A 14,511-nucleotide genomic window follows, 5' to 3' on the forward strand; every position below is an offset into this window, starting at 1 on the left:
TTAAGCAGGCTACTAAAGGCTTGTTCATACCGGGATGATGAATCCTGTATGATCAAGCCTTTTTTGTATCTGTAGCCTTAACACCGGGAATAAAACGTGGCGGAACTGAAAAACGATCGTTATCTGCGAGCCTTGCTTAAACAACCTGTGGACCGGACCCCGGTCTGGGTCATGCGCCAGGCGGGTCGCTATCTGCCGGAGTATCGTGAAGTCAGGAAAAAGGCCGGTGACTTCATGACGCTCTGCAGCACGCCGGAAATGGCCTGCGAGGTGACCCTGCAACCACTCCGTCGTTACGATCTGGATGCCGCCATTATCTTCTCCGATATTCTGACCATACCCGATGCGATGGGTTTGGGCCTGCACTTCGTTGCTGGCGAAGGCCCCAAATTTTCCAGCACGATTCGGTCCGCAGCTGACATTAAAAACCTGACGGTGCCCGATATGGAAGACAGTCTGGGGTATGTGATGGACGCGATCCGTCTGACCCGCCGCGAAATTGATGGCAAAGTGCCACTGATTGGTTTCAGCGGCAGCCCCTGGACTTTGGCCTGTTATATGGTCGAAGGCGGTGGCAGTAAGGATTTTGCCAAGGTCAAAGGTATGCTGTTTGATGCGCCGGTGCAGATGCATGCTTTACTCGATGTGCTCGCTGATTCGGTCACTGCCTATCTGAACGCGCAGATCAATGCCGGTGCCCAGGCCATTATGCTGTTTGATACCTGGGGCGGGACGCTGAGTCCAGCCGTGTATCGAGAATTCTCCCTCAACTATATGCACAAGATTGTCTCGGGTTTACAACGCCAGTCGGAAGGGCGTGTAGTCCCGATCACGATGTTTACCAAAGGTGGTGGTCAGTGGCTGGAGTGGATGGCTGAAACCGGTGTCAATGGCGTGGGACTGGACTGGACTACCGATATTGGCGAGGCGCGTCGCCGCGTCGGTGACAAGGTCACCCTACAGGGTAATATGGACCCCTGCGTGTTGTATGCATCGCCTGATCGGGTTGAGCAGGAAGTGGCCACTATTCTGGCGTCCTATGGCAAGGGTAATACCGGGCATGTATTTAATCTTGGCCATGGCATTCACCCCACTGTGAACCCTGACAATATGGCGCGACTGGTGGAATCCGTTCACCGTCTCAGTGCCCCCTATCACGCTGAATAAAATCATCTGACATAAAAAAAGAGGGACAGGTCGAAACCTGTCCCCCTTCTTCGGAGTATGTAACTCAGTTACTTACCGGTGTTGGTGAATTCAGGGTACGCTTCCATACCACATTCAACATAGTCAACACCTTCATACTCTTCTTCCTCAGTGACACGGAGACCCATGACCACTTTGAGGATAGACCAGACGATGAAGCTGGCAACAAATACCCAGACAAAGATAGTGGCTGCACCGATCAACTGACCGGAGAAGCTGACACCATCGTTAGTCAGAGGTACTGCTAACAGACCCCACAGACCGACGGTACCGTGGACTGAGATCGCACCGACCGGATCATCAATTTTGATTTTATCCAGCAGGACGATAGAGAAGACCACGATAACACCACCGATTGCACCGATGATGGTCGCCATCAGCGGGGTTGGGGTGTCAGGACCGGCAGTGATAGCTACCAGACCAGCCAGGGCACCGTTCAGAATCATGGTGAGGTCCGCTTTACCGAACATCAGTTTGGCCACGATCAGGGCAGCAATCACACCACCTGCCGCAGCAGCATTGGTGTTCATGAAGACCACGGCAACGGCATTGGCACTTTCGACAGAGGCTGTCGCCAGCACCGAACCACCGTTGAAGCCGAACCAACCCAGCCACAGGATAAAGGTACCCAGCGTAGCCATAGGCAGGTTTGCACCAGGGATCGGGTGAATTTCACCGTTAGGACCGTATTTGCCTTTACGGGCACCCAGCAGAATCACGCCAGCCAGTGCAGCAGCAGCACCTGCCATGTGAACAATACCGGAACCGGCAAAGTCAGAGAAGCCCAGGTCGCCCAGGTTGTACATGCCGAAGACATCAGCACCACCCCAGGTCCAAGAACCTTCCAGTGGGTAGATGAACGCGGTCATTACCACAGCAAACGCGGCAAAAGCCCACAGTTTCATACGTTCAGCGACCGCACCGGAGACGATAGACATGGCTGTTGCCACGAAGACCACTTGGAAGAAGAAGTCGGCTGATGGCGCATAAGTCGCTGGCTCTTCAGCACCGGTGACACCGTCACCCACAATACCGTCGAGGAAGATACCACCGCCATACATGATGTCATAACCAACAACGAGATAAGCAGTACACGCAATCGCAAACAGCATCACGTTCTTGGTTAAGATTTCAGTTGTGTTTTTAGAACGGACCAGACCTGCTTCCAGCATCGCGAAGCCGGCGGCCATCCACATAACAAAGGCACCACTAATCAGGAAGTAGAAGGTGTCCAATGCATATTGGAGTTGGAAGATTTCGTTTTCCATATTATCTACTCCTCAAGCTTACAGGGCATCAGGACCGGTTTCGCCTGTGCGAATCCGAACCACTTGCTCTAATGGGTAAACGAAGATCTTGCCGTCACCAATTTTACCGGTGTTGGCACCTTTGATGATGGCTTCGATCACTTGTTCGACGATGTCGTCGTCGACGGCAATTTCCAGTTTCAGTTTGGGCAGGAAATCAACGACATACTCGGCACCACGATACAGCTCAGTGTGGCCTTTCTGACGTCCAAAACCTTTCACCTCTGAAACGGTCAAGCCTTGCACGCCGATTTCGGAGAGAGACTCCCGGACATCATCAAGCTTGAAGGGCTTGATAATCGCTACAACTTGTTTCATAAGCTAGTTTCCTTCTGTAGAAAATCTACCCCCTCAACATCGAGGGGGTAGCTGAGAGAAGACTTAGAATGATTTGCTGACAGAGAACATCAGAGTGTCGTCTGTGCTGCTGTCATCCAGACCGCCGTATGAACCTGGATCTGAATAGACGGCTTCACCATCGCTATCTACGCCGATGTAGGACAGCGTCCAATCGAAGCCCACCAGGCTTTTGCTCAGGCTGATAGAGTAGTCTGAGTAGCTGCTTTCGCCAACGATGTCTTCAAGATCGCTGTCAAAGCTGGTTACACCGTAAGAAGCTGAGAAACCAAAGCCAGCTGGCAGGTCATAGTCAAAGCCGACGCTGAAATAGTGAGCGGCTTCATCGTTACCTTCCCAGTCGGGATCAAAAGCGTAACCCAGAGAGAAGTAGCTGTAGCCCAGGCCTGCGTAAAATTCGTTGTTGTTGAATTCACTGGCACCAGGGAAGATATAGCGCAGAACGCCTACATCGTAGGATACGCCAGATTCGCCAAACTCATTGCCGTAACCGCCGTAGATGTTGATTTCGCCATCACCTGAGTTACTGGTTGCCCATACACCGGTGTAGAAACCTGATGTGTGTGCATAATCGAAGCTGCCAGAGATAGCAGGTTTGTTATCGGAAAAGCTGATACCGCGGAAGCGATAGTCGGATGAAAGTGCTACGGAAGCACTGGTTGAATGGGCGCCGTCTTCACTTTCCCAAGCCATTGCTGATGAAGCAGCAAACAGGGTGGTAGCTGCAAAGCAAAGTGCTGAAATCTTACTCAGTTTCATGGTTTAACTCCTCGGTTTAACATTTTATTGTTTAGTCGTTTGAATTCCGGCGTTGATTATTTGCAACACTGTGTATTCAGACTGCAACAGGTTGAGCAGATAGCATGCCAAGTTTATAAACCATTGAAAAAACAGTGATCTATTCCACATTTGCTGTGTTTTAGTTCAGCTTACAGGATCATTTTGGTGCAGGCTATAAAGGCCTCGGTCCAAACTGGTGCGGAAACAGGGCTAACGGACTTAGATTTGCCATCATTTAGTTGCTAAGATAGCCGCACTTTCATTCAAAGGGATTGGTATGACCTACCCACAAATCGACCCGGTGGCGCTTAACCTTGGGCCTTTGGCTATCCACTGGTACGGCCTGATGTACCTGCTGGGCTTTACTTTTGTCTGGTTGTTGGGGCGTTACCGGGCTGCACGTCATGATTGGCAGCATGGTCAATTGGAGGACCTGCTGTTTTATGGTGCTTTGGGTGTCATCCTTGGCGGGCGTCTTGGTTATGCCTTGTTTTATGATCTGGCCGCCAATCTCGACAATCCGCTTAACCTGTTGAAAATCTGGCAGGGCGGCATGTCATTTCATGGCGGTCTGATCGGTGTGTTAGTGGCATTCTGGTATTTCGGCCGTAAAACCGGCAAAGGTTTTTTTGAAATCAGTGACTTTATCGCGCCGATGGTGCCGATTGGCCTGATGTTGGGCCGGATTGGCAATTTCATTAATGGTGAGCTCTGGGGCCGGGTTAGTGATGTGCCATGGGCCATGGTGTTTCCGGGCGCCGGACCTTTGCCCAGACATCCGTCCCAGTTGTATCAGGCGGCACTGGAAGGTCTTTTACTGTTTATTATTCTCTGGCTTTATTCCGCCAAGCCAAGGCCGCGGGCCGCGGTTTCCGGTCTGTTCCTGCTGGGCTATGGTGTGTTCCGCTATATTGTGGAGTTTGTCCGAATTCCGGATCCGCAGTATGGCTACATTGCCTTTGGCTGGCTGACGATGGGGCAGATCCTCTGTCTGCCGATGATAATCGGCGGTGTGGCGATGATGATCTGGGCCTACCGGCGACAGGCTTAAGTCAGCAGTATCGTCAGCCAGGTCGCAGTGGCAATCAATATCGACATCAGTACAGCGAAAGAGCCGTAATCCTTGGCGCGGCCTGAGAGTTTATGTTTGTCATAGCTGACACGGTCCACAGTGGTCTCAATCGCTGAGTTCAGTATTTCCACTATCATCACCAGCACCAGGGTGCTGATCATCAGCAGACGCTCCATGGCGGTGACATCCAGGTAAAAACTCAACGCGGTGAGCGCGACAAAAGCGAGAAATTCCTGTCTGAAGGCTTCTTCATGTTTGAGAGCAGAACGCAGACCCTGCCAGGAATAAATCAGTGCAAAAAACAGACGTTTCAAACCGCGGTTTTTTTCCATGTTGACCCTGAATGAATGTTTTAAATGTTTGAATATTAGGCAAACATTATTAACAGCATGTTAAAATTTACATCTTTATTTTCAAGCTTGTTTGGTGCGCTATGAGTTACCAGGATCATTATGATGTCATTGTTGTCGGTGGCGGTCACGCCGGGACTGAGGCCGCGCTGGCTTCCGCCCGTCAGGGCGTAAAAACCCTGCTGCTGACCCAGAATATCGAGACTCTGGGACAGATGAGCTGCAACCCGGCCATCGGTGGTATTGGCAAAGGCCACCTGGTCAAGGAAATTGACGCCCTCGGCGGTATCATGGCGCAGGCGGCTGATCGTGGCGGTATTCAGTTCCGTACTCTGAACTCCAGCAAAGGCCCGGCGGTCAGGGCTACCCGTGCCCAGGCCGACCGCGTTCGTTATAAAGCGGCAGTCCGCGCCTATCTGGAAAACCAGCCTAACCTGTATATCTTCCAGCAAGCGGTTGATGATCTGGTAGTGGAAAACGATCGCGTAGTCGGTGTGGTCACGCAGGTTGGTCTGCGTTTCTCTGCCAAAGCGGTGGTGCTGACCGTCGGCACCTTCCTGGGTGGTTTGATTCATATCGGCATGCAGAATCACCAGGGCGGTCGCGCCGGTGATCCGGCTTCGATTGCTTTGTCACAGCGTCTGCGTGCGCTGCCGTTCCGGGTGGATCGGCTGAAAACCGGTACACCGCCGCGGATTGCGACCAGCAGTATCGACTTTTCCCAGCTGACTGAGCAGCCCGGTGATGATCCGACCCCGGTATTCTCTTTCCTGGGTCAACGTGAGCATCATCCGGCCCAGATTTCCTGCTACATCACCCACACCAATGAGCAGACCCATGATGTGATCCGTAACAACCTGGATCGCTCACCGATGTACAGCGGTGAAATCGAAGGTATCGGCCCGCGCTACTGTCCATCGATTGAAGACAAGGTGGTGCGTTTCGCCGATCGTGCTTCACATCAGATATTCCTGGAACCGGAAGGCTTGGAGTGTGGCGAGGTTTATCCCAATGGCATTTCCACCAGTCTGCCGTTTGATGTGCAGTACCAGATCGTACGCTCTATGAAAGGCCTGGAAAACGCCCATATCACCCGCCCGGGCTATGCGATTGAATATGACTTTTTTGATCCCCGTGACCTGAAGCCGACGCTGGAAACCAAGCATATGGACGGTTTGTTCTTCGCCGGCCAGATCAACGGCACCACCGGTTATGAAGAAGCCGGTGCCCAGGGCTTGATTGCCGGTCTTAATGCCGGCCTGCAGGCGCGGGGTCTGGAAGGCTGGTATCCACGCCGTGATGAAGCCTATATCGGTGTACTGATCGATGATTTGATTACCGCCGGTACCCGTGAGCCCTACCGCATGTTTACCAGCCGTGCCGAATACCGCCTGATGCTGCGTGAAGATAATGCCGATATGCGCCTGACGCCGATTGGCCGTCAACTGGGCATTGTCGATGATGCGCGCTGGTCTGTCTTCAACGCCAAGCTGGAAGCGGTGGAAAAAGAAAACGCCCACCTCGACAGTTTCAAGTTTGTGCCGGAAAAAATGGATCAGGCCAAAGCCGAAGCTATCCTTGGCGAAAAGCTGACCAAGGTCACCACGGCCAAAGATCTGCTGCGTCGGCCCAAAGTCGACTATGCGGCGTTGCTGGAACTGATGCAGCGTGAGCAGGATGTGTCTGAGGAAGTCGCAGAACAGGTCGTGATTCAGGCCAAGTATTCCGGCTATATCAATCGCCAGCAGAATGAGATTGAACGCGTCCAGCGCAATGAAAACACCGCTCTGCCGTTAGATATGGACTATAAAAACGTCCGCGGCCTCTCCAACGAGGTGCGTGAGAAACTGGAAAACGCGCGTCCTGCCAACCTGGGTCAGGCTGCCCGTATCTCCGGCGTCACCCCGGCAGCCGTATCCCTGCTGCTGGTGCATCTGAAACGCAGCGGCCTGAGCGAAGCCAGTTAATGACGTTGGATTTAAAAGCACAGCTCGACCAGGGCTGTGCAGCGCTATCGATCGACCTGAGTGAAGCCCAAAAACAGCAGCAGCTCGATTATGTCGCGCTACTGGTGAAATGGAACAAGGTATATAACCTGACCTCGGTGCGGGACCCGGCACAGATGCTGTCCCGCCATATTCTTGATAGTCTCTCTGTATTGCCTTATCTGGATGCGCCGAGTCTGCTTGATGTCGGCACCGGCGGCGGCCTGCCCGGTATCCCGGCGGCCATCGTCCGGCCTGATTGCGCGGTCACGCTGTTGGACAGCAATTCCAAAAAGACCCGTTTTCTGCAGCAGGTCAAGGCCGAACTGGGCCTGCACAATGTCACGGTTGTGCATGGCCGAGTGGAACAGGTATCTTTACCCAAATTTGCTATTATCACTGCTCGCGCCTTTGCCACGGTTGACGATATTATCAAGCTGGCAGGCCAGCACTGTGAGCAAAACGGCCGGCTGGTGCTGATGAAAGGCGTCTACCCGAACGAGGAATTGCAGTTTGATTCCGATGCGTTCCGGCTACAGGATGTGGTGTCGCTTGATGTGCCGGAGTGTGAAGGCGAGCGACATCTGGTGAGACTAATCAAAAACGAAGGTTGAGAATGGGAAACATATTCGCAGTGACCAACCAGAAGGGCGGGGTTGGCAAAACCACCACCACGGTGAATTTGGCAGCGTCACTGGCCGAGTATGGCAAAAAAGTCCTGATGATCGATCTCGACCCCCAGGGTAACGCCACCACGGGTTGCGGCCTGGATAAGAACGACATTAATAACAGCAGTTACGATGTCATTATGGCGGAAGCCCGGGCGGCGGATACCATCCTCAGCCCGGAAGGCCTGGGTTTTGATGTGATGCCTACCAATTCCGATTTGGTGGCGGCCGAAGTAGAACTGCTGGAAATCAAACTGCGTGAACATCGATTACGTATCGCGCTGGAGTCAACCCGCGAGAAATACGACTATATACTGATTGACTGCCCGCCTTCATTGAGTATGCTAACCGTTAATGCGCTGGTCGCCTCGCAGGGAGTGCTGATCCCGATCCAGTGTGAATACTATGCGCTGGAAGGTCTGTCATCGCTGCTGCGAACCATTGAGCGGGTCAAGCAGCGTGCCAACCCCCAGCTCGACATCACCGGCCTGTTGCGCACCATGTTTGATGCCCGCAATAACCTGGCCAACCAGGTCTCGAGGCAGTTGATTAATCATTTCCGGGATAAGGTTTTTCATTCGATCATTCCACGGAATGTGCGCCTGGCGGAAGCACCCAGCCATGGTATGCCGGTGCTGGCTTATGATCGTGGCTCCCGTGGCTCGATAGCTTATATGGCACTGGCCAGCGAGTTTATGCGGCGAGAGAAAAAGCAAAAATCGAATTAACAGGGTATAGGCATGGCGACAAAGAAACGAGGACTGGGCAGAGGGCTGGACGCGCTGCTGGCAGATGTAAACCAGGAAGAAAAAGCGAGCCTGGATGATAGTCTGCAGCATTTTCCTCTGGATATGATTCAGCCCGGTAAATATCAGCCTCGTGTCGATATGTCTCAGGAGTCACTGGAAGAGCTGGCCGACTCTATCCGTGCCCAGGGACTGGTACAGCCGATTGTGGTCCGCCCCATTGGCGATGATAAATATGAGATTGTCGCTGGTGAGCGTCGTTGGCGTGCCTCCCGCATGGCAGGGCTGGTGGAAGTGCCGGTGCTGGTGCGCGACGTCTCCGATCGCAGTGCGATCGCGATGGCGCTGATTGAAAACATCCAGCGTGAAAATCTGAACCCGATGGAAGAAGCCAATGCCTTGTTCCGTCTGCGTGAAGAATTCGAGATGACGCATCAGCAGGCTGCGGAAGCCGTGGGCAAATCCCGCACCGCAGTCACCAATCTTTTGCGGCTGCGAAACCTTAATGAAGATGTCAAAAAACTGGTAGAGAATTGCGATCTGGAAATGGGTCATGCCCGTGCCTTGCTGGCGCTGGAAGCTGAACTTCAGAGTGAAGTGGCCGGACAGATTGTTGAAAAAGGGCTGTCGGTCAGAGAGGCTGAACAACTAATCCGTCGGGTGCAGAATCCGAAAAAACCGGCGCAAAAACAGTCGCAAGACGACCTGGAAGAGATTCAGCAGTTGGAAGACAGTATCAAGCAGAAACTGGACTCCGCTTTCAGTATCAAACACAACGCCAGCGGCAAAGGCAGACTGGTCATTAACTATCGCAATGTGGATGAATTGAAAAAACTCATCAAACGCATCAAGTAAAGACGAGAATTTCATTGACCGCCTCCGCGCGGTGTCTTTATAATGCCCTGATTTGCTTAAGGCAAATTCCACTTCCACAGGTAAAAATGGAACAGTTGGCCAGAACTGCGCCGCTAAAGCGTGTCTTAACGTGGCAAATTGTGATGCTGATTGCTATCGCCGTTTTTACCGCCTGGTGGGGTACTGAACCGGTCCTTGCTTCGATATATGGAGCGCTGATCGCGATTTTCAATACCTTGCTGATGTTATGGCATATCAAACGCGCCGTGATAACGGCCCGCGCGGATGCCGAGAAAAATTTGAGTAGCGCATACAGATGTGTGGCTGAACGATGGCTGGTAACGATAATGATGTTTGCCGGCGGACTGGGAGCACTGGGGCTTGAGGCCCTGCCACTGCTGCTGGCGTTCACGCTGACACAACTGATGTTGTTTTTGGGAAATACGAACCGGGCTTGAAACCGAACATGGCTAGTGAAATTACTACATCAGAATACATCAAGCATCACCTTCAGAATCTGACCTTTGGTCAGAAACAAACAGAAATTGAGCCCGGTGTCTGGGCACCAACAGGCGAATGGGGCTTTGCAATGTCCTCGGGAGAAGCCGCTAACATGGGATTCTGGTCGATTAACGTCGACACCATGTTTATGTCTATTCTCCTGGGTACACTGATGATGTGGTTCTTCCGCAGCGTCGCCAAGAAAGTCTCCGCCGGCATCCCCACCGCCACACAAAATTTTGCAGAAATGATCATCGACTTCATCGATGACACCGTGAGAGGTTCCTTCTCCGGTGGTAAAAACAACCTTGTAGCTCCCTTAGCCCTGACCATCTTTGTCTGGGTCTTCCTGATGAACCTGATGGACCTGATTCCGGTCGACGTCATTCCACAAATCGTGATGCAGTCTGCGGGCGCGATTTTCGGTGTTGATCCGCATCATGTCTATTTCAAAATCGTCCCGACTACCGATCCGAATGCGACACTCGGTATGGCGATTTTCGTGTTCATGCTGATGCTGTACTACAGTTTCAAGATCAAAGGCACGGGCGGCTTTATCGGCGAATTGACGCTGCAACCATTCGGTAAATGGGCGCTGCCTATCAACACCGTGCTGGAAACCGTCACGCTGCTTTCAAAACCTTTCTCACTGGGCCTTCGTCTGTTCGGTAACATGTACGCCGGTGAGATGGTCTTTATCCTGATCGCGACCATGTATGGTGCCGGTCTGGTTATGGGTTCTTTTGCCGGTCTGTTGCAGATTGGCTGGGCGATTTTCCATATTCTGATTATCACGCTGCAAGCATTCATCTTCATGGTGCTGACAACGGTTTATCTGGATATGGCACATCAAGAACATCACTGATGTTTGTTGGGTTTTAACTTTTTATTTTTAGTCTTTACTTTTTGTAGGAGAAAAAAATGGATATGGGTTTAGTTTACATTGCTGGTGCTCTGATGATCGGCCTGGGCGCACTGGGTGCGGCTATCGGTGTTGGTCTGCTGGGCGGTCGTTTCCTGGAAGCTGCAGCTCGTCAACCTGAACTGGTTCCAATGCTGCGTACTCAATTCTTCCTGGTTGCGGGTCTGGTTGACGCGGTACCTATGATCGCAGTTGGTTTGGCTATGTACGTACTGTTCGCGGTGGCTGGTTAATATTATTCCGTCCCCCATTGCGGTAAACATAGAGGTACAGGCATGAATATCAATGCAACCATCATAGGCCAGATTATCGCTTTCGCGGTTTTCGTCGCCTTCTGCATGAAATATGTATGGCCACCTATCATGCAAGCGCTGGAAGAGCGCAAAAAGAAAATTGCCGATGGTCTGGCTGCTGCAGAACGTGGTCGTCACGAGCAGGAACTGGCGGAAAAGCGTGCACAACAAGTGATCCATGAAGCCAAAGAGCAAGCGAGCGAAATCGTTTCTCAGGCGCAAAAGCGTGGTAACGAAATTGTGGACGAGTCCAAGAGCAATGCCCGTGTTGAAGGTGAGCGAATCCTGAACTCTGCCAAGGCAGAGATTGATCAGGAAGCAAACCGTGCCCGCGACGAGCTGAAAGCTCAGGTCGGCGGTATTGCACTGGCTGGTGCCAGCAAAATTCTTGGCCGTGAAATTGATGAAAAGGCCCACACCGATTTGCTCGACGAATTGGTTAGCCGAATCTAGAGGAATTTAGGATGGCAGAAGCAATAACCATCGCTCGTCCCTATGCCAACGCGGTCTTTGCGATCGCGCAGGAAAAAGGCGAGTTGAAGGCGTGGTCTGACCTGCTTGCGGTTCTGGCGCAATGCGTTGCCGAACCAGAAATGCAATCCATAATCACTAGCCCGGCAGTAAGTGACGAGCAGGCTGTTCAGGTGCTGGCAGATATCGCCGGTGACCTGATGACAGCCGATGCCAAAAACTTCCTGTTGTTGCTGGCAGAAAACAACCGTCTGTTGCTTTTGACAGACATTACCGTTCTCTTCGAAGCACTCCGTGCAGAAGCAGAAAAATCGATGACAGCCGATGTGATTTCGGCGCGTGAGCTGACTCAGGAACAGGCAGACAAAATTTCTGCCGCGCTGAAACAGCGTCTGGGTCGTGATGTCACGCTCAACACCAGCATCGATGAAAGCCTGCTTGGCGGTGCAATCATTCGTGCAGGAGACCTGGTAATCGATGGTTCTGCCTTGGGTAAACTGAACAGACTGGCCAACGCTATTACATAAGCGGCCCGTTATAGAGGAAACAGAGATGCAACTGAATTCAGCAGAAATCAGTGACCTGATCAAAAAGCGTATCGAAAGCTTTGAAGGGGCCACTGAAGCGCGCACAGAAGGTACCGTAGTCGGTGTCACCGACGGTATCGTCCGTATTCACGGCTTAGCCGATGTCATGTCAGGGGAAATGCTGGAATTCCCTGGTAATACATTCGGTATGGCCCTTAACCTGGAACGCGACTCTGTCGGTGCGGTTATACTGGGTGACTACCAACACATTACAGAAGGCGACAAGGTTAAATGTACCGGTCGTATCCTGGAAGTCCCGACTGGCGAAGCCATGCTGGGTCGTGTTGTTAACTCACTGGGTGCCCCAATCGACGGTAAAGGCGACATCAAAGCCGAAAGCAATTCTCCTATCGAGAAAGTCGCTCCTGGCGTTATCGCCCGTCAATCAGTCGACCAGCCAATCCAGACCGGTCTGAAATCTATCGATGCGATGATTCCAGTAGGTCGTGGCCAGCGTGAGTTGATCATCGGTGACCGCCAGACCGGTAAAACCGCGATTGCGATCGACGCTATCATCAACCAGAAGAATACCGGCGTTAAATGTATCTACGTCGCGATTGGTCAGAAAGCTTCTTCTATTGCGAACGTGGTTCGTAAGCTGGAAGAACACGGTGCCCTGGATCACACTATCATCGTTGCGGCTTCTGCCTCTGACTCTGCTGCACTGCAGTACATCGCTCCATACGCGGGTTGCGCGATGGGTGAATACTTCCGTGATAAAGGTGAAGACGCACTGATCATCTATGATGACCTGACCAAACAAGCCTGGGCTTACCGTCAGGTATCTCTGCTGCTGCGTCGTCCACCAGGTCGTGAAGCTTATCCTGGTGACGTTTTCTACCTCCACTCTCGTCTGCTGGAACGTGCGGCCCGTGTTAATGCCGACTACGTTGAGAAAATCACCAACGGTGAAGTGAAAGGCAAAACCGGTTCTCTGACTGCACTGCCTATCATCGAAACCCAGGCGGGTGACGTATCTGCATTCGTACCGACCAACGTAATCTCGATTACTGACGGTCAGATCTTCCTGGAAACTGACCTGTTCAACTCAGGTATCCGTCCTGCGATTAACGCGGGTCTGTCGGTATCTCGTGTCGGTGGTTCAGCGCAGACCAAGATCATCAAGAAACTCGGTGGCGGTATTCGTCTTGACCTGGCTCAGTACCGTGAACTCGCAGCCTTTGCTCAGTTTGCTTCTGACCTGGACGAAGCCACACGTGCCCAGATCAACCGTGGTCAACGTGTTACCGAGCTGATGAAGCAGAAGCAATATCAACCTCTGTCAGTAGCTGAAATGGCGATTTCTCTGTTCGCAGCGAATGAAGGTTTCATTGATGATGTTGAAGTCGACAAAGTCGGTTCTTTTGAAGCGGCCCTGTTGTCCAACATGAAATCAAACCACGCTGACCTGATGGCGAAAATTAACGACACCGGTGACTTTAATGACGACATTGCTGGCCAGATGCGCACAGCAATCGAGAGCTTTAAAAAAACCGGTAGCTGGTAATCGGAGCATAAGTCATGGCTAGCGGTAAAGAGATACGGACTCAAATCGGCAGCATCAAAAACACGCAGAAGATCACCTCTGCGATGGAGATGGTTGCCGCGAGTAAAATGCGTAAGGCTCAAGATCGCATGGCAGCGACACGTCCTTATTCAGACAAGATTTATAACGTGATCCAGCATCTGGCCTTCGCGCATCCTGAGTACAAACATCCGTACCTGCAGGATCGCGAAGAAACCAAACGCGTGGGTTACATTATCATCTCATCTGATCGCGGACTGTGTGGCGGTCTGAACAACAACCTGTTCAAATCCGTTCTGAAAGATATCAGAGCGAAATCGGACAAGGGTATGGAAGTGGATGTCTGCACTATTGGTCAGAAAGCTTCCAGCTTCTTCAAAAGACTGCCGGTCAACCTGGTCAGCCAAACCGCCCAGCTTGGTGATGCGCCCCGCGCTCACGATCTGGTCGGCACGGTCAAGGTCATGCTGGATGCGTACAACGAAGGACGCATCGACAGCCTCTACCTGGTATACAACGAATTCGTGAATACCATGACACAGGAAGACAAAATCCTGCGTTTGCTGCCTGCCAAGCCTGAAAAGCCGAGCGAAGAGCTGTCTCATCACTGGGACTACATTTACGAACCGGATGCCAAAGAAGTACTGGACAACCTGCTGGTCCGTTACATCGAGTCACTGGTTTACCAGGGCGTAGTTGAGAATATTGCCTGCGAACAGGCTTCTCGAATGATCGCGATGAAAAACGCGACCGACAACGCTGGTGACCTTATCGATGACTTGCAACTGGTTTACAACAAAGCTCGACAAGCTGCGATTACGCAAGAGATCTCCGAGATTGTTGCAGGTGCCGCTGCGGTATAACTGAATAGATATTAAGAGGAAGC

General features: G+C 52.0%; 17 protein-coding genes. 13 read left to right on the plus strand and 4 right to left on the minus strand.

Translation table 11 applies throughout. From position 1 onward, the window contains the following. Positions 1 to 96: 96 nt before the first annotated feature. Complete coding sequence (gene hemE, locus OMQ46_RS08280) at positions 97 to 1,167, plus strand: uroporphyrinogen decarboxylase (RefSeq protein ID WP_266236280.1); 1,071 nt, start codon at positions 97 to 99, stop codon at positions 1,165 to 1,167. 68 nt (positions 1,168 to 1,235) lie between these two features. Here the strand turns inward: hemE and OMQ46_RS08285 are convergent, their stop codons facing one another. From OMQ46_RS08285 to OMQ46_RS08295, 3 genes are all read right to left on the minus strand, one after another. Next, entirely contained in the window at positions 1,236 to 2,474 is a 1,239-nt protein-coding gene (locus OMQ46_RS08285; protein ID WP_266236281.1) for an ammonium transporter, read from the minus strand. A gap of 18 nt (positions 2,475 to 2,492) precedes the next feature. Next, positions 2,493 to 2,831 (minus strand): P-II family nitrogen regulator, encoded by a 339-nt coding sequence (locus OMQ46_RS08290; RefSeq protein ID WP_007144177.1) that lies wholly within the window; start codon positions 2,829 to 2,831, stop codon positions 2,493 to 2,495. A gap of 63 nt (positions 2,832 to 2,894) precedes the next feature. Then, the gene (locus tag OMQ46_RS08295) at positions 2,895 to 3,629 is read right to left on the minus strand and encodes a TorF family putative porin (protein ID WP_266236282.1); all 735 of its coding nucleotides are present in this window, start codon (positions 3,627 to 3,629) and stop codon (positions 2,895 to 2,897) included. 298 nt (positions 3,630 to 3,927) lie between these two features. On the opposite strand from OMQ46_RS08295, the gene lgt reads away from it, so the two are divergent. Next, the gene (gene lgt, locus OMQ46_RS08300) at positions 3,928 to 4,701 is read left to right on the plus strand and encodes a prolipoprotein diacylglyceryl transferase (RefSeq protein WP_266236283.1); all 774 of its coding nucleotides are present in this window, start codon (positions 3,928 to 3,930) and stop codon (positions 4,699 to 4,701) included. On the opposite strand, the gene OMQ46_RS08305 is transcribed toward lgt, so the two are convergent. Beyond that, positions 4,698 to 5,054, minus strand: a complete 357-nt coding sequence (locus OMQ46_RS08305) for a diacylglycerol kinase (RefSeq protein WP_266236284.1) — start codon at positions 5,052 to 5,054, stop codon at positions 4,698 to 4,700. The two genes, lgt and OMQ46_RS08305, sit on opposite strands and share 4 nt — an antisense overlap. Positions 5,055 to 5,155: 101 nt before the next feature. Between OMQ46_RS08305 and mnmG the strand changes: the two genes are divergently transcribed. From mnmG to atpG, 11 genes are all read left to right on the plus strand, one after another. Then, the gene (gene mnmG / locus OMQ46_RS08310) at positions 5,156 to 7,039 is read left to right on the plus strand and encodes a tRNA uridine-5-carboxymethylaminomethyl(34) synthesis enzyme MnmG (protein WP_266236285.1); all 1,884 of its coding nucleotides are present in this window, start codon (positions 5,156 to 5,158) and stop codon (positions 7,037 to 7,039) included. Further along, on the plus strand, positions 7,039 to 7,671 hold the full coding sequence (gene rsmG, locus OMQ46_RS08315) for a 16S rRNA (guanine(527)-N(7))-methyltransferase RsmG (protein ID WP_266236286.1): 633 nt from the start codon (positions 7,039 to 7,041) through the stop codon (positions 7,669 to 7,671). Before mnmG ends, rsmG begins: the two co-directional genes overlap by 1 nt. A 2-nt stretch (positions 7,672 to 7,673) precedes the next feature. Then, complete coding sequence (locus tag OMQ46_RS08320) at positions 7,674 to 8,453, plus strand: ParA family protein (RefSeq protein ID WP_266236287.1); 780 nt, start codon at positions 7,674 to 7,676, stop codon at positions 8,451 to 8,453. Positions 8,454 to 8,465: 12 nt separating this feature from the next. Next, positions 8,466 to 9,326: a ParB/RepB/Spo0J family partition protein gene (locus OMQ46_RS08325; RefSeq protein WP_266236288.1), complete on the plus strand. Its 861-nt coding sequence runs from the start codon at positions 8,466 to 8,468 to the stop codon at positions 9,324 to 9,326. An 86-nt stretch (positions 9,327 to 9,412) separates the two neighbouring features. Beyond that, positions 9,413 to 9,784, plus strand: a complete 372-nt coding sequence (locus tag OMQ46_RS08330) for an ATP synthase subunit I (RefSeq protein WP_266236289.1) — start codon at positions 9,413 to 9,415, stop codon at positions 9,782 to 9,784. 8 nt (positions 9,785 to 9,792) lie between these two features. Continuing rightward, positions 9,793 to 10,692, plus strand: a complete 900-nt coding sequence (gene atpB / locus OMQ46_RS08335; protein ID WP_266236290.1) for a F0F1 ATP synthase subunit A — start codon at positions 9,793 to 9,795, stop codon at positions 10,690 to 10,692. Between the two features lie 56 nt (positions 10,693 to 10,748). Continuing rightward, a complete protein-coding gene (atpE, locus tag OMQ46_RS08340; protein WP_007144166.1) occupies positions 10,749 to 10,982 on the plus strand; it encodes a F0F1 ATP synthase subunit C in 234 nt (77 codons plus the stop codon). Positions 10,983 to 11,024: 42 nt separating this feature from the next. After that, positions 11,025 to 11,495 (plus strand): F0F1 ATP synthase subunit B, encoded by a 471-nt coding sequence (locus OMQ46_RS08345; protein WP_266236291.1) that lies wholly within the window; start codon positions 11,025 to 11,027, stop codon positions 11,493 to 11,495. An 11-nt stretch (positions 11,496 to 11,506) separates the two neighbouring features. Then, positions 11,507 to 12,040 carry a F0F1 ATP synthase subunit delta gene (locus OMQ46_RS08350; RefSeq protein WP_266236292.1) on the plus strand — a complete coding sequence of 178 codons (534 nt, stop codon included), beginning with the start codon at positions 11,507 to 11,509 and terminating at the stop codon, positions 12,038 to 12,040. A gap of 25 nt (positions 12,041 to 12,065) precedes the next feature. After that, complete coding sequence (gene atpA / locus OMQ46_RS08355; protein ID WP_266236293.1) at positions 12,066 to 13,607, plus strand: F0F1 ATP synthase subunit alpha; 1,542 nt, start codon at positions 12,066 to 12,068, stop codon at positions 13,605 to 13,607. Between the two features lie 14 nt (positions 13,608 to 13,621). Continuing rightward, entirely contained in the window at positions 13,622 to 14,488 is an 867-nt protein-coding gene (gene atpG / locus OMQ46_RS08360; protein WP_266236294.1) for a F0F1 ATP synthase subunit gamma, read from the plus strand. Positions 14,489 to 14,511: the final 23 nt, after the last annotated feature.

This window comes from Methylophaga sp. OBS1 (genome assembly GCF_026319365.1).